16 protein-coding genes are annotated in these 20453 nt (G+C 49.9%); 5 read left to right on the top strand and 11 right to left on the bottom strand.

Annotation, left to right across the window (positions count from 1 at the left end):
- Positions 1–66: 66 nt before the first annotated feature.
- The 7 genes from galM to modE form a co-directional block, all read right to left on the bottom strand.
- Entirely contained in the window at positions 67–1122 is a 1056-nt protein-coding gene (gene galM / locus HMPREF3091_RS12680) for a galactose-1-epimerase (protein ID WP_004096311.1), read from the bottom strand.
- Entirely contained in the window at positions 1116–2273 is a 1158-nt protein-coding gene (galK, locus tag HMPREF3091_RS12675; RefSeq protein WP_070716252.1) for a galactokinase, read from the bottom strand. Before galK ends, galM begins: the two co-directional genes overlap by 7 nt.
- 10 nt (positions 2274–2283) lie before the next feature.
- Positions 2284–3333, bottom strand: coding sequence for a galactose-1-phosphate uridylyltransferase (galT, locus tag HMPREF3091_RS12670; protein ID WP_070716250.1), 1050 nt, complete (start codon positions 3331–3333; stop codon positions 2284–2286).
- Between the two features lie 22 nt (positions 3334–3355).
- Complete coding sequence (gene galE / locus HMPREF3091_RS12665; protein ID WP_070716248.1) at positions 3356–4372, bottom strand: UDP-glucose 4-epimerase GalE; 1017 nt, start codon at positions 4370–4372, stop codon at positions 3356–3358.
- A 272-nt stretch (positions 4373–4644) separates the two neighbouring features.
- Positions 4645–5460, bottom strand: a complete 816-nt coding sequence (locus tag HMPREF3091_RS12660) for a CPBP family intramembrane glutamic endopeptidase (protein WP_070716246.1) — start codon at positions 5458–5460, stop codon at positions 4645–4647.
- Positions 5461–5567: 107 nt separating this feature from the next.
- Complete coding sequence (gene modF, locus HMPREF3091_RS12655; protein WP_070716244.1) at positions 5568–7034, bottom strand: molybdate ABC transporter ATP-binding protein ModF; 1467 nt, start codon at positions 7032–7034, stop codon at positions 5568–5570.
- Positions 7035–7187: 153 nt separating this feature from the next.
- Positions 7188–7979: a molybdenum-dependent transcriptional regulator gene (gene modE, locus HMPREF3091_RS12650; RefSeq protein WP_070716242.1), complete on the bottom strand. Its 792-nt coding sequence runs from the start codon at positions 7977–7979 to the stop codon at positions 7188–7190.
- 206 nt (positions 7980–8185) lie between these two features.
- Between modE and HMPREF3091_RS12645 the strand changes: the two genes are divergently transcribed.
- The 4 genes from HMPREF3091_RS12645 (at position 8186) to modC (ending at position 11062) form a co-directional block, all read left to right on the top strand.
- Entirely contained in the window at positions 8186–8335 is a 150-nt protein-coding gene (locus HMPREF3091_RS12645; RefSeq protein ID WP_004096302.1) for an AcrZ family multidrug efflux pump-associated protein, read from the top strand.
- A gap of 206 nt (positions 8336–8541) precedes the next feature.
- A complete protein-coding gene (gene modA / locus HMPREF3091_RS12640) occupies positions 8542–9309 on the top strand; it encodes a molybdate ABC transporter substrate-binding protein (RefSeq protein ID WP_008812808.1) in 768 nt (255 codons plus the stop codon).
- The gene (gene modB, locus HMPREF3091_RS12635; protein WP_004096300.1) at positions 9309–9998 is read left to right on the top strand and encodes a molybdate ABC transporter permease subunit; all 690 of its coding nucleotides are present in this window, start codon (positions 9309–9311) and stop codon (positions 9996–9998) included. Before modA ends, modB begins: the two co-directional genes overlap by 1 nt.
- Positions 9999–10003: 5 nt before the next feature.
- A complete protein-coding gene (gene modC / locus HMPREF3091_RS12630) occupies positions 10004–11062 on the top strand; it encodes a molybdenum ABC transporter ATP-binding protein ModC (RefSeq protein WP_070716241.1) in 1059 nt (352 codons plus the stop codon).
- Between the two features lie 591 nt (positions 11063–11653).
- On the opposite strand, the gene HMPREF3091_RS12625 is transcribed toward modC, so the two are convergent.
- The 4 genes from HMPREF3091_RS12625 to bioA form a co-directional block, all read right to left on the bottom strand.
- On the bottom strand, positions 11654–12472 hold the full coding sequence (locus tag HMPREF3091_RS12625) for a pyridoxal phosphatase (protein WP_035504117.1): 819 nt from the start codon (positions 12470–12472) through the stop codon (positions 11654–11656).
- Between the two features lie 109 nt (positions 12473–12581).
- Entirely contained in the window at positions 12582–15839 is a 3258-nt protein-coding gene (locus HMPREF3091_RS12620; protein ID WP_070716240.1) for a DEAD/DEAH box helicase, read from the bottom strand.
- Positions 15840–16026: 187 nt separating this feature from the next.
- On the bottom strand, positions 16027–17775 hold the full coding sequence (gene ggt, locus HMPREF3091_RS12615) for a gamma-glutamyltransferase (RefSeq protein WP_246839994.1): 1749 nt from the start codon (positions 17773–17775) through the stop codon (positions 16027–16029).
- A 244-nt stretch (positions 17776–18019) separates the two neighbouring features.
- The gene (gene bioA / locus HMPREF3091_RS12610; protein WP_070716237.1) at positions 18020–19309 is read right to left on the bottom strand and encodes an adenosylmethionine--8-amino-7-oxononanoate transaminase; all 1290 of its coding nucleotides are present in this window, start codon (positions 19307–19309) and stop codon (positions 18020–18022) included.
- A gap of 106 nt (positions 19310–19415) precedes the next feature.
- Here bioA and bioB point away from each other — a divergent pair, with 106 nt between their 5' ends.
- Positions 19416–20453 (top strand): biotin synthase BioB, encoded by a 1038-nt coding sequence (gene bioB / locus HMPREF3091_RS12605; RefSeq protein ID WP_070716236.1) that lies wholly within the window; start codon positions 19416–19418, stop codon positions 20451–20453.

The raw sequence follows: 20453 nt of genomic DNA, 5'->3' as shown, positions 1-20453 counted from the left end.
ACCGGAGCGGAAATGGCGTCTCGGATAAAAGCGCACAGATGCCGCGAGTGCGCTACTGCCTAAAACTCACCCCTTCACCACAAACCAATATGTCGTTGCCGCCTGATACTCTTCACCCGGTTTTATAAAGCAATCTGGCTGCGGCCATTCAGGATGGTTAGGGGTATCAGGTAAAAACTCACTTTCTAACGCCACGCCGGCATAAGCCGCGTATTGTGCTCCCCGACGATCCGGCGTTCCTGCCAAAAAATTACCGCTGTAAAGCTGCAGGGCAGGGGCATCAGTAAATACCTGCATTTCAATTTTGCCATCGGCTGCGGTGAGGATCGCGGCTGGGTGGCTGCCGTTATGGCAGGTGTCATGCAGCAGATAGGCATGATCGTAGCCTTTGACGCGTTGTTGGCAGCGATCTTTCAGCAGGTCTTGCTGCAACGTTTTGGCTTGGCGGAAATCCATGCCGCTACCGGTGACGTCGGTGAGGTCGCCGCAGGGGATACCATCACTTTCAACCGGTAGGTATTTATCAGCAAACAACTGAAGTTTCTGCGCTAACGCATCGGTTGTTGAGCCGTCGCCATCTAAATTGAAATAGGCATGGTTGGTTAAGTTTACCGGGCAGGTTTTATCCACAGTCGCCTGCCAGCTAATTTCAATACGGTTGTCTTCGGTTAAACGGTAGGTCGTTTGCACAGCAAGATGGCCAGGAAATCCCTGATCGCCATCGGCCGATTCCAACCGATAAGTGACGTGGTGAGTATCATGAGAAACGCGTTCCCAGCGGCGTTTGTCAAAACCTTCAGGACCGCCGTGCAGGAGGTTTTCTCCTTGGCTTGGCTGCAAGACGATTTTTTCGCCTTGATAGACATATTGAGCCTTGGCAATACGGTTAGCATAGCGGCCAACCGTGGCACCGAAAAAAGCGCTTTGCTGAGTAAACTGCTCAGGTGTTTGGCAGCCGAGCAGCACCTCGCGCATACTGCCATCGTTGAGTGCGATCTGACATGAGACCCAGGTAGCGCCCCAGTCCATAAAGGTTGCAATGCTACCGGACTTGTTAGTCAGCGTTGTGAATTGGAACGGTTCGCCATCAGGGGCTCGTGAAGATTCAGAGTGATTTAGCATACGCTGGCTCCCTGCGATGGGTAACAAACGTAGAAAGTCTCTTTAATCCCCGTTTGCGCCTGATATTCACGCTCAACGGTGGCGCGGACTTCATCGACCAGATCTAGTGACATCAGCGCAACGATACAGCCGCCAAAACCACCGCCAGTCATACGAACGCCACCACGTTCGCCAATCACGTTTTTCACGATGTCGACTAATTTATCAATAGGCTTCACGGTGATTTCAAAATCGTCGCGCATGGAAGCGTGGGATTCAGCCATCAATGTTCCCATCAATTTGAGATCGCCCGCGGCGAGCGCTTTGGCAGCGGCTTCGGTGCGATCATTTTCCGTGATAACGTGGCGCGCACGACGGGCAACCAGAGGGTCAAGACCCGCCTGTTTGGCTTCGAATTCGGCCTGTGTGACATCGCGCAGTGCTTTGACGTTGAAGTATTTTGCTGCTGCTTCGCATTGCTGACGGCGGGTGTTGTATTCACTGTCAACAAGACCACGTTTAACGTTGGAATTGATAATGACCACTGCAACGTCTTTTGGCATCGGTACGGAGTGGGTTTCCAGTGAGCGGCAGTCAATCAGCAAAGCATGTTTTTCTTCGCCTAAGGCAGAGATTAATTGATCCATAATTCCGCAGTTGCAGCCAACAAATTTGTTTTCCGCTTCTTGGCCATTTAGCGCTAGCTGCACACCATCTAGTGGTAAGTCATACAGCGCTTGGAATGCCTGCCCAACAGCAACCTCAAGCGAAGCAGAAGAACTTAACCCTGCGCCCTGTGGCACGTTGCCGCTAATGACTAGATCGACGCCGCCAAAGTTTGGGTTACGAATCTGCAAATACTTCACTACGCCGCGAACGTAGTTGCTCCACATCTTTGTAGGGTGGGATTCAAACGGCGCATCAAGAGAGAATTCATCTTGCTCATTATCATAATCGGCGGCAATAACGCGTACAGTACGATCGTCACGCTTGGCACAGCTGATCACCGTCTGATAATCGATGGCACAAGGTAGTACGAAGCCATCGTTATAATCGGTGTGTTCACCGATCAAATTTACACGACCCGGTGCCTGCACGGTCATTGCCGGAGCATAGCCAAAATAACGGGTAAAAATATCCTGTGTCACACTAGCAAGTTGTTGCAGACTCATTTTCGTTTCCTTATTTGGCATTGGCTTCACGGTAATGGACGTCGCTAACGGCACGCAGACGTTCGGCGGCTTGCTCAGCGGTTAAATCGCGCTGAGTTTCGGCCAGCATTTCGTAGCCGACCATAAATTTACGCACGGTTGCGGAGCGCAACAGTGGGGGATAGAAATGCGCATGCAACTGCCAGTGTACACAGTCAATCTCATGGAACGGTGCACCGTGCCAGCCCATCGAATATGGAAAGGAACACTGGAAAAGGTTGTCATAGCGACTGGTCAATTTTTTCAACGCAACCGCTAAGTCAGCTCGTTGCTCTGCGTTGATATCTGTCATACGTAGCACGTGCGTTTTAGGGAGTAACAGCGTTTCGAACGGCCATGCTGCCCAGTAAGGCACAACGGCGATCCAATGCTCAGTTTCAACTACGGTGCGGCTACCATCGGCCATTTCACGCTTTGCATAGTCCAGCAGCATGGGAGAGTGATGCTGGGCGAAATAGGCTTGCTGTAAGCGATCTTCACGTGCGGCTTCATTCGGCAGGAAACTGTTTGCCCAAATCTGACCGTGTGGATGCGGATTTGAGCACCCCATCGCGGCACCTTTATTCTCAAAGACTTGCACCCATGGGTAGGTTTTACCCAGATCGGCGCTTTGCTGCTGCCAGGTTTTCACAATTTCTTCGAGTGCAGGCAGCGAGAGTTCAGGCAACGTTTTACTATGATCTGGCGAAAAACAGATGACGCGACTGGTGCCTCGTGCACTTTTACAGCACATCAGCGGATCTTCATTTTGCGGCGCATCGGGCGTATCCGGCATCAGCGCGGCAAAATCATTGGTAAAAACATAGGTACCAGTGTAATTCGGATTTTTGTCCCCGGTGACACGCGTATTGCCCGCGCACAAAAAACAGTCGGGATCGTGCTGAGGTAGCTGTTGATTCGACGGTGTTTCCTGTGCACCCTGCCACGGGCGTTTGGCTCGATGCGGGGAGACCAACACCCACTGATCGGTCAATGGGTTATAACGGCGATGAGGGTGATCGACCGGATTAAATGTGGTCATTTTAAACATACTCCTTTGAATATTATTCTGGATAACCCTGTGGGTTCTGTGACTGCCAGCGCCAGGTGTCCTGCGCCATATCGTCCAGAGTTCGGGTCACACGCCAGTCGAGGTCTTTATCTGCGCGAGTTGAATCAGCCCAATAGGCGGCGAGATCGCCAGCGCGGCGTGGGGCAAAGTGATAGTTGACTGGTTTGCCACAGGCTTTACTGAAGGCATTCACTACCTGCAAGACGCTATAGCCCACACCTGCGCCGAGGTTGTAAATATGTACGCCGGGTTTATTGGTCATCACGTTTAGCGCGGCTAAGTGCCCATCGGCTAAATCGACAACGTGGATGTAATCACGCACGCCGGTACCATCTTCGGTTGGATAGTCATTGCCAAAAATCGCCAGAGAATCTCGGCGACCCACGGCAACTTGGGCAATATAGGGCATCAGGTTATTTGGAATCCCCTGTGGATCTTCACCCATTAGGCCTGACGGATGTGCTCCAACAGGGTTGAAATAGCGCAGTAGGCTAACGCTCCAGTCAGGATCCGCGCGATGCAAATCCTCAAGCATTTGTTCAACCATCAATTTACTGCGGCCATATGGGCTGGATGGGTTGCCAGTCGGGAAATCTTCCACATAAGGGATTTTTGGCTGGTCGCCATAAACGGTCGCGGATGAGCTGAAAATCATATTTTTAACGTTTGCCGCACGCATGGCTTCCAGTAACACCAAGGTTCCGCTAACGTTATTATCGTAATACTCCAAAGGCTTTTGCACGGACTCGCCTACGGCTTTTAGCCCAGCAAAGTGGATAACGGAATCAATGCGGTTTTCAGCAAAAATACGATCCAGCAAGGCGCGATCGCGAATATCGCCCTGATACAGGGTGGGTGTCTTGCCAGTAAGCGTGTTGATACGTTCCAAAACGCTGGCTTTGCTGTTGCAAAGATTGTCTAAGATGATTGGTGTATGCCCAGCGGTGATTAACTGAACACAAGTATGGCTGCCAATGTAACCGCTACCACCGGTGACTAAAACAATCATGATTCGCTCCTTTGGAACCTTCAATGTCATAAAGGTAGCATGAGAAAACCGTTAAAAAGGTGATCTATGCTAAATAAATGGAATCGTTTACACAACGATGTAAACGCCTAGTATTAGGACTAGCGTCCATTGTGAAGTGCGTAAGGTTGGTCTGCAAGCGCGGATTTAGCGTCGTGAAGTGGTAACGTTTACATTCAGTTCATTTGAGTTGAAAAAAGTGTCATGCGGTCATACAAAAGGAAAACTCTGTAAGACCGCTGATGACGAGTGACTTAAGCGTGGTACATCGGATAGGTAAAGAACAGCAGATGGATAAGGTTAAGCCCGAAATGGAAGAGGGTAGCGACCCAGAGTCGACCGCTCCACATCCAAGCTACGCCATAGATGACGCCCGCTAGCCCAGCAAAAACCACCATCAGCCAGCCGCCGGCATAGTGAGCTAAACCGAAAATAACCGCAGTGATGAGTAGAGCTGGAAGATGGCCTAACCATCCGCTTAAACGTTGCTGTAGATAACCACGAAATAGAGCTTCTTCGGCCAGAGAGACAAAAAAAAGATTAGCCAGCGCAAATTGCCCAATCCAACTTGGCTGATGCAATTCAATGCGTAAGCCACCCAGAGCAACGGCGATAAGTAGCAAAGCAGGTACGCTGATGCCCAATAGCAGCCAGTTCCAGTATGGACGAGAAGTGGTTGTGGAGGTGCGGAACAGCGTTGGCAATGCCAGCAGTAAAATAAATGGCACCAACGCTTTATCGAAATTGTAATACATCGAGAACGGCGCACTGTGCGGGCCTGCAATCACTTTATCGAGAATTTTTGGGTTATTGAAGCCAGGGACCAGGTGCAGAAAGAGTACGACGGCGGCCAAGACTAATAAGACTTCGCTGTTGAATCCCCCTTTTTGTTGGTTCTCCCAGCGATGCCGAGCTATGCCAGCCAGAGCGACAACGGCCATAAAGCCGAGCGCGTTGAAATTTAATATGCCTTGGCTAAAAGCGAGCGCGGTCGCAGATAGGAGCAAGAAAGCAGATAGCTGTCGTTGAAACGAAAGTACGGCTAATGACGCCGCAAGTGCACCCCACATAGGTAATTCCCTTAATATCTTATAGTTGAAGCCGAATGATAACACAGGGAAATTATTTAACTGCTCTGAGAAGCGGGCTTCGGTACAAAAGGAAGCCCGCATGATAATTAGATGCGATCTGTTTGATAGTGATAAGTATCGCCAGCGGGCACAAAAGTGAGACGGTGGGTAATACAATCGGGCGCATCTTCTGGATGATGGGAAACAAACAGTAATTGGCTGTTGCCATCTTTCATCAGAATATCAATCCAACGTTTGACCAACTGACGGTTGAGTGGATCGAGCCCTTGTAATGGTTCATCCAAAATCAGTAACGCGGGATGTTTGACTAAGGCGCGAGCAATCAGCGCCAAGCGCTGCTGTCCCCAAGAAAGGTCGTGAAATGGGTGATGACTTAAAGTACGCATGCCCAGTAAATCTAGCCATTGATCGGTGAGTTTTTCCTGCCGATCTGAGGTGGCTTGGTAGATACCAATCGAATCCAGAAAACCGGACAAAATGACGTTGCGTAAGCTAATGCTAACGCGATATTCCAGATGAAGATTACTGCTGACGTAACCGATGTGTTTTTTGATATCCCAAATGGTTTCACCACTGCCACGGCGACGACCAAATAACGTGAGTTCGTTGCTGTAGCCTTGCGGATGATCGCCGGTAATCAAGCTTAAAAGCGTTGATTTTCCAGCCCCATTTGGGCCGACGATCTGCCAATGTTGATCGGGATCGACTTGCCAATCCAAATGATTGAGGATCGGAAGATCGTTATACTGCACGACGCCATCTTTGAGAATGATACGTGGCTGATCGTTAGGTAATCGATCTTGCCTAGTGGGATCTTCAGTCTCAGGCAACTGCATGCCATCAAGCTTTTCACTGTGAGCTAACTGGGCAACGAGCGCCTGAGAAAGTACTTCTGTGCGACTTCCCACCTGAGTGAGTTCGCATTCCGCCAAAACGCCAACGTGTTGTATAAAATCAGGAATATCGTCAAAGCGATTAAGCACTAACACGGTGGTGACGCCTTGGGCATTTAGCTCTTGTAGCATTTGTGCCAACTGGGCGCGTGAGTTGATATCCAGCCCATCAAAAGGTTCATCCAACACCAACAAATCGGGCTGCGACATCAGCGTTTGGCACAGCAGTGCTTTGCGTGTTTCACCGGTGGAAAGATACTTAAAACGACGCGTTAGAAGTGGCTCAATGCCAAACTGAGCGGCTAATTGTTCGCAGCGCTGCGCATTTTTGATATCTGATTGAATGATTTCAGCCACGGTGCGGCCAGTATCGTCTTCGCCTTCGCTGAGCATATCGGTGTTATTACGCTGCCACTCGTCGCTGAGTAGTTTTTGTAATTGCTCGAAAGAGAGCCTGATACCATGCACAAACTGTGATTCTGCTAGGCCGTTCAACAGCGGCAGTTCCTGCGTTAACGCACGTGCTAGCGCCGATTTTCCGCTGCCGTTTGCCCCAACGAAAGCCCAACTTTCGCCAGAATGGATAATCAGGTTAGGTAAAAACAGCGTGCGGGTATCATTGAGGCGAAAGCGTGCCTGTGCAAAGTTTAACGAGGTCATACGGCTCCCAATATCGTCATTTTTTAGCTATTAGGGATAAGCAGAACGTGAGAGAGAGTCAAGGACAGAAGCGAGAGATTTTACTGATAAGCTACATAACGGAGCGATATCCCTCCGGTTAGGGAGGGAACGCTATTTTATCAAGAAGAGAACTTAGGCTAAGGTGGCTAAAATTACCTGATCGGCGTTGAACTGTGCCGTTACGGTTTTACCTAAACTTAATTTCAGATGCGCCATACTCTGGTTATCGACGGTGGAACACAGCGTGACGCCACCATCGAGTTGCACTAGGACTTCGCTATTCTCAGAACCAAGCTGAATATGGCTCACTTTTCCCGTTAGATTATTGTCTGCTGCACCGGTGAGCGATTCATCAGTAGTGAGTTTTACCCATGGTGCTTTGATTAGTACCAAAACTTCTTTGCCCGGCGCTAATGCCAAACGCTCGGCGCTTTGTTCGGTAATTGCTGCACGTAACACCGTTTTGCCATCGGCAAGTTGTACGCTTAGGTGCTGCTGAACCTGTTGGTGATCGCGTTCGGTCACGGTGCCAAAAAATTGGTTGCGTGCGCTGGTCTGCAAAGAAAAACGGGCAATTGCTGCTAGCAGGCTGTCCAGTGGCAGATCGTCTTTATTGAGCACATCAAAGGCTTTTTGCTGAATTTGCCCTAGCAAGTCGTACAGAGCAATCAGACGCTCGCCGTAACGAGTAATTTTTGCACCGCCGCCGCCTTTGCCTCCGGTGGCGCGTTCAACCAACGTCTCTTCCGAGAGCTGATTCATTTCGTTGACGGCATCCCACGCACTTTTATAGCTAATGCCTGCCAGTTTTGCCCCCTGACTGATAGAACCGGTGTGGCGTACCTGTTTGAGTAATTCGATACGACGCGGGTCGGCAAACAGGCGTTGCTGGAGTTTTAGCGTCAGTAAAATTTCGGCTTGCATAAGGTTCATCCTTCACAGGTTATCGCTGTATTTTCGCTGATAACGGCCCCAAGACGCAAACCGCATTGCATGATTAACACTAGACCGCACATTTGAGCCGTACATTTTACGCTAAGCTGTTTAATATATGCGGCGATATTCTGTATTATGAGTCAGCATTGGAAAATGCAGCATGATTGCTGCTACCAACACTGAGTGAGGTTGTTATGTTGGAATTACTGAAAAGTCTGGTATTCGCTGCCATCATGGTTCCCGTGGTGATGGCCGCTATACTTGGCTTGATTTATGGCTTGGGAGAAGTGTTTAACATTATCTCCAGTATTGGTCATTCTGAAGATAGACGTTCGAATCATTAAGAACGTGATACTGTTTCCGTTACGCCCAGCCATGTTGGGCGTTTCTATTTTTGACTACCGCTATTTCTACTCGATGTGCCCCCGCTAAATTTCTCATAAATCAAACCTATCTCATGTTTACTGATATTGTCAGTGACACTTTAGAACGCAACGTCATATAATCGACTACATAACGTATGACATAACATCATTCTATGGAGCCCGAGATGAAAGCGTGGAATAAACTGGCTGTTGGTACTCTTCTTGCCGTTGGCGTGAGCCAATTCGCCGTAGCGCAAGAGAAAGTCACCGTATTTGCCGCAGCATCGCTGACCAATGCGCTGCAAGATATTGCTGCACAGTATGAAAAAGGCAAAGACGTGAAAATTGTGTCTTCTTTTGCCTCTTCTTCTACGTTGGCGCGCCAGATTGATCAGGGAGCACCTGCCGATCTGTTTATCTCGGCCGACCAGCAGTGGATGGATTTTGCTATTGATAAAAAAGCAATGGTTGCCGATACCCGTATTACTCTGCTGGGTAATGAATTAGTGCTGGTGGCGTCTAAAGACAGCAAAATCGATAAAGTGAATATCGATAAAAAAACTGACTGGAAAGCATTGCTGAACGGTGGTCGTTTGGCGGTTGGCGATCCGGATCACGTTCCAGCAGGTATTTATGCGAAAGAAGCTCTGCAGAAACTGGGCGCGTGGGACGAACTGTCTCCACAAATGGCGCGCGCGAATGACGTCCGTGCCGCACTGGCGCTGGTGGAACGCGATGAAGCTCCGCTAGGTATTGTGTACGGCTCTGATGCCGTTGCCAGCAAAAAAGTGAAGGTTGTCGGTATTTTCCCTGCTGATTCACACAAACCTGTTGAATATCCAATGGCGATTGTCAAAGACAAACAAACGCCTGCGGTTACCGCCTTTTATGATTACCTGCGTACTCCTGAAGCCGCAGCCATCTTTACTCGTTATGGATTTACTCCGCGCTAATGTTTCTGAGTGCATATGAGTGGGAAGCGGTTGTCCTTAGCCTGCAAGTGGCCGGGACGGCCGTTATCTTCAGCCTCCCTGTTGGCATTTTTACCGCATGGGTGTTGGTTCGTTGCAACTTTCCTGGTAAGTCTCTGCTCGACAGCATTATCCATTTACCGCTGGTTTTACCGCCTGTGGTGATTGGCTATCTGCTTTTGGTTGGCATGGGGCGCAAAGGTGTTATTGGCGCTTGGCTCTACGACTGGTTTGGTTTTAGCTTTAGTTTCAGCTGGCACGGAGCGGCGTTGGCGTCGGCGGTGGTTGCTTTTCCTTTAATGGTTCGCGCGATTCGTTTAGCGCTGTCTGCCGTTGATTCTAAGCTTGAACAAGCGGCGCGTACGCTCGGCGCGAATCCGTGGCGAGTCTTTTTCACTATTACGCTGCCGCTATCGTTTCCGGGCATTTTAGCCGGAACCGTGCTTGCCTTTGCCCGTTCGTTAGGTGAGTTTGGCGCGACAATTACCTTTGTTTCCAATATTCCGGGTGAAACGCGAACCATCCCGCTAGCCATGTATACGCTGATTGAAACCCCAGGCGCTGAAGCCGACGCCGCACGGTTATGTGCTATCGCCATCGTGTTATCACTGGTTTCATTGCTGTTATCAGAATGGTTGGCTCGCTGGAGCCAGAAACGCTTGGGAGGCTAAGACGCATGTTAGAACTTGATATTCATCAGCGCCTTGGCGATCTGAATTTAGACGTTAAAGCGACCCTTCCTTCAAAGGGGATCACCGCTATTTTTGGCTTATCCGGCGCGGGAAAAACGTCGCTCATCAACGTGATTGGCGGGCTTACTCGTCCGCAGAAAGGCTCAGTTATCCTGAACGGACGAGCGCTGGTTGATTGCCAACGCCGTATCTGTCTACCACCAGAAAAACGTCGCATCGGTTACGTGTTTCAAGACGCGCGGTTGTTTCCACACTATCGGGTGCGTGGAAATTTGGAATATGGCATGGCTGATTCAATGCGCTCGCAGTTTGACAGTATTGTGCGATTACTGGGCATTGAGGCGTTGTTAGACCGTTTCCCTTTCAGTTTATCGGGAGGCGAAAAACAGCGCATTGCGATTGGCCGTGCGTTACTCACGGCACCAGAAGTGATGCTAATGGATGAGCCGTTGGCTTCGCTGGATTTACCGCGCAAACGCGAGCTGTTGCCGTATCTGGAACGTTTGGCGCAGGACGTCAATATTCCGATCCTTTACGTCAGCCATAGTATGGATGAGATCCTTCAGTTAGCGGATCATGTGTTGCTGCTCGACCAAGGGAAGGTTCGGGCGTTTGGCTTACTCGAAGACGTGTGGGCGAGCAGCGCCTTGCGGCCATGGCTGCAGAAAGAAGAGCAGAGCAGCGTGCTGAACGTGAGTGTGTTAAAACACCATGAATCTTATGCGATGACGGCGTTGTCTGTGGGCACACAGCATATTTGGGTGGGGAAATTGGATGTACAGCCACAAACCCATTTACGTATTCGTATTAATGCCGCCGATGTTTCTTTAGTACCTGAACCGCCAGTGGCGAGCAGTATTCGTAATATATTAGCGGCCACGGTGCTTGAGTGTTTGGACGTCGATGGTCAGGTAGAAGTGAAGCTATCGGTGGGGAATGCGATTCTTTGGGCGCGAATTACACCGTGGGCTCGAGATGACTTGAATATCCACGCCGGCCAGCAGCTTTATGCACAGATAAAAAGCGTGTCTATTAGCCGTTAAAACCAGAGAATCGTAAACACAAAAAACTCCGCATTTTAGCGGAGTTTTTTGTTATGCATTACCTGTCGGTTGGTTGCCGAAGGTAAATTATGCATGGCACGATCACCCTAACGAACAAGAGTATAACGATAGATTCACTCATTCTGCAATATGCCTGTATCTTAAGAATGATGTAAAACAATGTGAATATACAAAGATAAATAACTGTATATATAATCAGTTCTGTTAGGTGCGGATTGCCATGTTAAGGGGTAACGATTTCTTAAGTCCTAGCTGATGCGGGTGGTGCTGGTCAGTGCCTTGGCTTGGAGCATGGTACGATCGCCCTAACATGTGATCTTGGTATGGCGATAGGCAGTGTGAAGGTAAACCGTGCCAGTATCATGCTCCTTGATGCAGGGAGCAAACGGGTGAGTCTACTATCAGCAATTATTGTTGTTTTAGAATTCATTGTCGCAGCGATGCGGCTGATTGACTTGCTGTTCTAGCATTTTCAGAACAGGCAGTTGAAACGTAGCTAAGGCGTGAGGGAATAACACTTCTCCCTCACCCTTAAAGAATAAGTCTGAAAATGCTGCTATCGAATTGAAACTATAGAACTTTTTGTTTTAGGAAGTCGGCAATCGAGGCTTCTTCATTTCCACCAATCACCGCTTTAGCGCGTGCTTTGACTTCATCGGCGCTGTTGCCCATAGCAACGCCAAGTCCGACATTTTCTAGCATGCTGATATCATTAAAATTATCGCCAAATGCAATCACTTCGGACATATCAATGCCGCGTGAAGCGACATATTCCGCTAAGCGATTTCCTTTGCTGTTGCCTGATTGAGCTACGTCGACCTGATCGTGCCACGACCATTCGCAGGTCAGTCCCAAATCGGCTTCAACGCCGTCGGCAAAGGCGCGAAGTTTAGCGATATCGGTGTCGGAGGTCGCAAATTTCCAGATAGATTTCACATCATTAGCGGCCTGTTGCAGGCTGTCGACCTGAATGAGTGTCGGACGCTGATTTTCAGGCAATGACTCGGCCCATGCATGTGAGCGAATCACATGCCCGCTGGTTTGCTGGTATAGCATGGCGTCGTCAACGTACATCAGACCGTGGATATTCATTTGATCTAAACGATCTAATACTTGATGGGCTTGAGCGGGAGTCAACGGATTTGATGCTAAAACGCTGCGCGCCTGATAATCATAGAGATAGGTGCCATTACAGCAAATCGCTGGAGTTGTTAACTTCAGAGCCTGATAGAAAGGATGAATCGCAATATGATGGCGTCCCGTAACAATCATCACTTCTAGGCCCGCTTTACGTGCCAAATCTAGTGCAGCCAACGATTCTGGTAGTATCTGCTTACGACTTGTCAGCAGGGTACCGTCCAAATCAAGTGCAATCATGCGGTAGCTCATAAACGTTCCTTTAATAGATAATTGTCATTCTGGTTATCATTAGCGTGATATTTTCATCAGAATATTACACCCACACGCTAATTTGAAAAACGTAAAACTGCTGTTGAGTTCAGGGCATGGGTTCAAACAGAGCGCTAAGATCGTCGGCGGAGAACTTGGTCGTTCCACTGCTGTCTTCAGATAAAATACTGTTTGCCAACGCGGCTTTTTTATCCTGCAGTGCCACGATCTTCTCTTCAATGCTGCCAGCGGCAATCAGTTTATAAACAAAAACAGGCTTATCTTGCCCCATGCGATGTGCACGATCGGTAGCCTGATTCTCTGCTGCAGGGTTCCACCAAGGGTCGTAATGTATGACCGTATCGGCCGCGGTCAGGTTCAAGCCAACGCCACCCGCTTTCAGACTGATCAAGAACAGAGGAACTTCCCCTCGCTGGAAACGTTGCACAGGCGCATGACGATCGGCCGTTGAGCCTGTCAACGTCACATAGGCGATACCCGCCTTATCTAACGCTTGAGAAATCAAATCGAGCATGCCGGTGAATTGAGAAAACAGCAAAATGCGGCGGCCTTCCTCAATCATTTCCGGCAGAAGTTCAAGGAGTAGCTCGAGCTTGGCTGACTCTTTGACCAACGCCGCCTTTTCTAGATTCACCAAGCGCGGATCGCAGCATACCTGTCGCAGCTTCAGCAAGGCGTCTAAAACGATAATGTGGCTGCGTGCCATGCCTTGTGAATCTATCGCGGTACGCACTTTCTCCTGCATGGCGGTACGCACGGTTTCGTAGAGATCGCGCTGCGAGCCTTTAAGCTCAACGGTACGTAATAGCGTAGTCTTTGGCGGCAGCTCGGTAGCGACATCATCTTTGCGGCGGCGTAGCATAAATGGTCGAATGCGACGTACGAGGAGATCGCGTCTGACGTTGTCTCCATCCCTTTCAATAGGGACACGCCAGCGCTGATTAAACTCTTTTTGGCTACCCAAGAATCCGGGCAGCAGAAAATCGAACAACGACCATATTTCTCCTAGATGATTCTCCAACGGCGTACCGGTTAAGCACAGGCGATGACGGGCATTTAAATCTCTTAATGCCGTCGCCGCACGCGTAGTCGCGTTTTTGACATACTGCGCTTCATCGAGGATCAATAGATGGTAATCATGTTGGGTCAGCACTTTTTGATCGCGCCACAGCAGCGAATAGGTGGTAAGGATCAAATCAAACTGATCTATCTGATCAAAATGCTCTTTGCGCTGCGGGCCGTTGAGAACCAGTACGTTGAGATCTGGCGTGAAGCGTGCAGCCTCTTCGCGCCAGTTATGTACCAGCGTTGTCGGTACGACGATCAGCGCAGGGCGATCGAGCCGTCCCGCTTCTTTTTCAGCAAGTATGTGCGCCAGCGTTTGTACCGTTTTTCCTAGACCCATATCATCGGCGAGAACACCGGAAATATCGTGCTGGCGTAAGAACTGCATCCAGCTTAAACCTTGATGCTGATAGCTGCGCAGCGTTGCCTGCAATCCAAGAGGAATGGGAACCAGCTGCAATCCTGGCCCGTCCTGAAGGCGTTGCGCCAATTCCTGAATCGAGGTGTCGCCGTGGAACTGCCAGCGCCCAGTATCGCTTAACGCGGCTAAACGACCCGCATCGAGAGCTGAAACTTTGAGTGTTCTCGCGCCGTTGCCAAGCTGAGCAAAGAGATCAACCAGCACACGAACGACGGGCTTCAGGCGGTTAGCGGCGATGCGTAACCGTTCGCCTTGTTCTGTACTAAGAATAATACCTTCATCGTCGGCGATATTTTCTAACTCACCGTCTAACCAGCGACGATCTCGTCGGAACAGATCTGCCAGCAGTGGTTCTAACCGTACGGTACGATCGCCGACCAAAATCCCCATTTCGACGTCAAACCAACCCTCATCAGAAGATTGGACGCTACCGCTAATATCATTGATATCAATAACGTTAAAGCTAGAGTCACGGGTCATGACAATGCGCCAGCCCTTATTTTCCAGCGTTGGCAAGGTATGGCTGACAAACAGTGGCCAACTTTCTGGGCTCGGAAGACCATAAATGTCGGCAGGTAACGTGGGTGGGCGGGTTTTATCACTTAATATAATGGGCTCTAGGCCGCAGTTTTTCAGCTCTTTAGCCCGCCGCTTTTCAATTTCAATACGGCGCTGGATCTGAATCACGCTGCCATCGTCAGACGGAAACAGCGTTGTGTCATGCTTCGGATCGACGCTGATCCCCTCATAATCAAAGCTGAAGGTGGCAAAATCGAGCGGCCAGTTACGATAACCATAGTTGCCAAAACCACCCATATAGACATTTTGGGTATCGAGTTTGAGTACCGGCACCGGCTCGACATCAATCACCCGGAGATCTGATGATGTTACCGTCGGTGGCTGCGGTAGTTCAGGGGCAATTTCACCGAGCACGGCGGCAACCAAAGGTGCTTCGCCAAGCGAAATCGGTGGCATGGATAGAAACTCGTCCAACTGGGCAAACGGTTTGGCTAGTTCAGCCACTCCGGCTTCACCACTTTGCGTATCGATATACCACGGGGGAGTCGTCGGTAACACAACGGAGGCCTGTGGTTGTGTTTGCAACACGGGACGCAGGCGGTTATCGGGAAGTCGCTGCCATTGGACATCCCCTGAACGAGGTTCACCGAGATATAAAGGTTCATTTGAATCACTGACAAAGAAACGGCTCGTGGCTATCATTTTACGAATAAGCTCTGAGCCGCTGTTGCCCTGAAGTTCAAATGCCGCTATACCGTTGCGCGGGCGCTCCAGCCAAAGTTCGCGCAGAATTTGAAAATCTTCAGGCGTAACAAATTTGGGGGGCTTCGATAGCGCTGGCTCAATGTTATTCCACTGCTGATCAATGCTTCGAATTGAACCGTCTTTGTCTAATTTTGCTTTAAATAGACGAACCTCATGATGCTGGCGATGTTCTGACCAGGCTAAAACGTAGGCTAAAGTTTGCGTTGGCTTTTTGGCGGACGCTGGCGTTATTTGCTGTGCACGAAAGGCTTCTAGCCAGCGTAAAAGTTCCGGACGCGCTCCGGTTGAGGTCGTTTCCTGTTCTTCAAGACCAGCCAATAGAACGGCAGCGACGTGCTTGCAGTTAAAGCCGACAGGGCAGGAACATTCGCCTTCGATACGGAGTTGATTTTGTTTGTTGTGAAAATAGATGGCGACCGCGTAAGGGCGGCGCTCGGTTCCCTGTACCTTGGCAGTAAGCATATTACCTTGCCAGTGTAGTTGCGAAACGGCGCGAGAATAGTCTCGTGCCTTAGCTAAGGTCGAATGACCAAGCCATTGAGCAACCTGTGTCCGGTCATAGGAAACTGACGGCATTATCTTGATCTCTTCTTCATCGTTTGAAAGGAAAATGGCAGCAATTAGACGTTGAGAAGTTTTCGTCCATTGATGTTGCTGTGCACATCAGCACGAAAAAAAGAAAAGGTATTCTAACAGATAAAGCGCTGTAAGGGGGGCGATGCCCCTAATCTCTTAGGGGCAGAAAGCGATAATGTTTTACCAATTAATATCCGACGGCAGAACCTGATGGGCGACGAACGTCGTTTGCGCCGTAGATAAACCCTTCTCGTACTTTACCCGATACCGCAGAGTCATTGCCGGAGCTCTCCGAGCTTACTCCGGCCGCCCCCGGCAAACCGACCATAATCAGTTCAGCTGCGCCCCAAGGGGTTTGCTCCACTAATCTATAACCGCGTTCCTGTAGTAATTTTTGCGTATCAGGTGAAAGCCCACGTTGTTCGAAATAAACCTCATCCGGCAGCCATTGATGATGAATGCGAGGTGCATCTACGGCTTCCTGTGGTGCCATTCCATGATCGATAACGTTCAATACCGTTTGCAACGTGATGGTGATGATACGTGAACCGCCGGGCGAGCCTACGACCATAAACACTTTGCCATCTTTCGTCACCAACGTTGGCGTCATGGATGACAGTGGGCGTTTACCCGGCGCGATGGCGTTGGTCGCGCCTTGCACTAATCCATACATATTTTGCTCGCCCACTTTGACGGTGAAATCATCCATTTCGTCATTGAGGAAGAACCCGGTGCCAGGTGCAATCACCACTGAGCCGAAACGTCCATTAATGGTATAGGTGGTTGAAACGGCATTGCCACTGTGGTCGACAATCGAATAGTGCGTAGTTTCCGGCTTTTCATGCGGCTCCATACCCGGTTGAACCTTGCTGGACGGCGTTGCGGTTTCGGGTTGGATCTGTTTACGGATCTCTGCCGCATACTCTTTGCTAAGCAGCTTCTCCGTTGGGTTTTTGACGAATGCTGGATCGCCCAAGAACGTATTGCGATCCATATAGGCATGGCGCATTGCTTCGGTCATGGTGTGGATGGTTTGCGCTGAGTTAAAACCGGATGCCTTCAGGTCGTAACCTTCCAGCACATTCAGAATTTCACACAGCGTTACGCCACCCGAGCTCGGCGGTGGTGCGGAAACAAATTCATATCCACGATAGGAGCAGGTAATCGGCGCTGTTTCTGCAATGCGATAATTGGCAAAGTCTTGGGCGGTAAGAATGCCGCCGCCTTTTTTCGCAGCGGCCTCAACGGCCTGTGGGATTTTTCCGTGGTAGAACGCATCCGGCCCGTTTTGAGCAATCGCTTCTAACGTTTTGGCTAAATCGGTTTGAATCAGGCGATCGCCGGGCTGAAATGGTTCGCCGCCTTTGCGCAGAAAAATACGGGCAGCTTCCGGATCATCGCGAAATTTCGCGATGGTGGTGTCTAAGATATCGGTATCGCCACGATTAAGAATAAAACCTTCACGCGCCAGCTTGATTGCAGGAGTCATTACCTGTTGGCGAGTCAGCTTACCGTATTTTCGCTGAGCGGTATCAAGTCCTAGCACGGTTCCCGGAACGCCTGAGGCCAGATAGCCATAGAGGCTAGCGCCTTTTTTCACCGCGCCTTTTTCGTCGAGATACATATTGGCACTGGCTGCTGCCGGAGCGGTTTCTCGAAAGTTAATAAACGTATCTTCGCCGTTGGCTAAGTGGATCGTCATAAACCCGCCGCCGCCGATGTTACCGCAGCAGGGGTTAACCACCGCCTGCGCATAGCCCACGGCCACGGCGGCATCAATTGCGTTGCCGCCCATTTTTAGGATATCAACGCCAACCTGCGAGGCGAGATGCTGAGAACTTACCACCATGCCATTCTTTGCTTCAACGGCGGGCATTGATGCCGCATAGGCGCCCTGAAAGAGTGCTAAAGAGAGCGCGGACAGCGCCAGAGCCATAGGCCATTTATTCATAGTAAAACCCCTGTCTAATCTTGTTATTGGTGGTGTTGCGCTCGTGGGCGCGAACTATCGTTATCGCGAGTATTCGTAAAAGCAAAATCTAGGCCAGCATTCAGCTTGGCCAAGGAGTAACCAAATAAGGATAGACGGGAATGAGAAACTATGAGGAATAAGAGGAAACATCTACTCAGTTATCCCGCAGAAGAGAACGCCGAGTAGATGTTTGAGAGCAGGGGGGAACTTAGTCGATGAAATGCGTATTTATATCCAGCGCTCCAGCAACGGCGCGGGTTAATTGGCTAAGCTGCTGGGGAGAAATAATGTACGGTGGCATCAGATAAATTAGCTTGCCAAATGGGCGTACCCAAACGCCTTGCTCAACGAAATAGCGTTGTAAATTCGCCATATTGACTGATTTATGCGTTTCAATCACACCAATAGCGCCCAAAACACGTGCCTGTTTCACCTGCGGATGTTCAGCAAGTGGCAACAACTGCTGCTTAAGCTGTTGCTCAATGGCATTCACCTGCGATTTCCACTCTCCGCTGGCAAGAATATCCATACTGGCTACGGCTGTCGCGCAGGCCAGAGGATTTCCCATAAACGTTGGTCCATGCATGAAGCATCCGGCTTCACCATTGCTGATGGTTTCAGCCACATTTCGCGTGGTGATCGCTGCAGATAGCGTCATATATCCCCCAGTAATGGCTTTACCCAAACAGAGTATATCGGGTGTGATCCCCGCATGTTCGCAGGCGAATAGTTTGCCTGTGCGACCAAAGCCTGTAGCGATTTCATCCGCGATCAGCAGCACGCCATGACGCTCACAGGCTGCACGTACTAGTTTGAGGTAGCGTGGATGATAGAAACGCATTCCGCCAGCGCCTTGCACGATAGGCTCAAGAATAACCGCTGCAATTTCTTGATGATGTGCGGCTAACAGACGAGCGAAAGGCACAAAGTCTATTTCATTCCACTCTTCATCAAAGGCACATTGCGGCGCGGGTGCAAACAGGTGCTCCGGCAAATAGCCTTGATACAAGCTATGCATTGAATTTTGTGGATCGCATACCGACATCGCGCCAAAGGTATCGCCATGATAGCCGTGACTGAGCGTCAGGAACCGCTGCCTTTTTTCACCCCGTGCATGCCAATACTGCAGTGCCATTTTCATCGCAACTTCGACAGCGACCGAGCCGGAATCGGCGAGAAACACACATTCAAGCGCTTCCGGCGTCATATCCACTAAGCGTTGGCAAAGTGCGACGGCAGACGGATGAGTGATCCCGCCAAACATCACGTGTGACATGGCTGATAGCTGCTGAGTCACGGCCTGATTTAGCGTTGGATGATTGTAGCCATGGATCGCCGCCCACCATGAGGACATCCCGTCAACGAGCTGGCGCCCATCATCCAAATGTAGCTCGCAGCCCTGCGCTGAGGTGACTGGATAGCACGGTAGCGGATGGGTCATAGATGTGTACGGATGCCAGATGTGGCGCCGGTCGAACTCGATATCAGCTGGGGTCATAATAAGTATTGGTAAACTAAAATAGTGATCATTTGGTTGACAGTGTACCGCTTTTTTCTAAACTGACGACACTTTTTCCCCCAAAATTGAATAGGGAGTTGCCATTATGGCAGGTCGTCAACATTGGACATTAGAGCAAGCCCAAGCTCTGTTTGCAAAGCCGTTCCTCGAACTGATGTTTGAAGCACAGCAGGTACATCGTCAACATTTCGATCCGCGTCAAGTGCAGGTGAGCACGCTGCTTTCGATTAAAACCGGCGCATGTCCTGAAGACTGTAAATACTGCCCACAAAGTTCGCGTTATAAAACAGGGCTTGAGTCAGAGAAGCTGATGGAAGTGCAACAGGTCTTAGATTCCGCGCGGCAGGCGAAAGCCGCAGGTTCGACCCGATTCTGCATGGGGGCTGCGTGGAAAAATCCTCACGATCGCGATATGCCCTATCTTGAACAGATGGTACAGGGTGTGAAAGAGATGGGAATGGAAACCTGCATGACGCTGGGCACGCTGTCAGATCAACAGGCTAATCGCTTAGCCGATGCAGGGCTGGATTATTACAACCATAACCTAGACACGTCGCCAGAATTCTACGGCAGCATTATTACCACTCGCAGCTACCAAGAACGTTTGGACACCTTAGAGAAAGTACGAGATGCGGGCATTAAAGTTTGTTCCGGTGGAATTGTAGGACTGGGCGAAACGGTGCGCGACCGTGCGGGTTTACTCACTCAACTGGCTAATCTACCTAAAGCGCCGGAAAGTGTGCCTATAAATATGTTGGTAAAAGTGAAGGGTACGCCGCTGGCAGATAATGACGACGTAGATGCCTTTGATTTTATTCGTACTATCGCCGTAGCACGCATCATGATGCCAACGTCTTATGTGCGTTTGTCTGCCGGACGTGAACAGATGAACGAACAAACGCAGGCAATGTGCTTTATGGCCGGTGCTAACTCCATTTTCTATGGCTGCAAACTATTGACGACGCCTAATCCGGGTGAGGACAAAGACGTACAGCTGTTCCGCAAATTGGGATTAAATCCTCAGCTTACGGAAACTGAGCACGGCGATAATCAGCAACAACAGCATCTCACCGAACAATTGCTGCATGCTGATACAGAACAGTTCTATAACGCAGCCTTGTGA

The sequence above is a fragment of the Hafnia sp. HMSC23F03 genome (genome assembly GCF_001816025.1).
Taxonomy (GTDB): Bacteria; Pseudomonadota; Gammaproteobacteria; order Enterobacterales; family Enterobacteriaceae; genus Hafnia; species Hafnia paralvei.
Note: the sequence above shows the minus strand (reverse complement) of the source record. Positions and strands in the feature narration are given on the sequence as shown.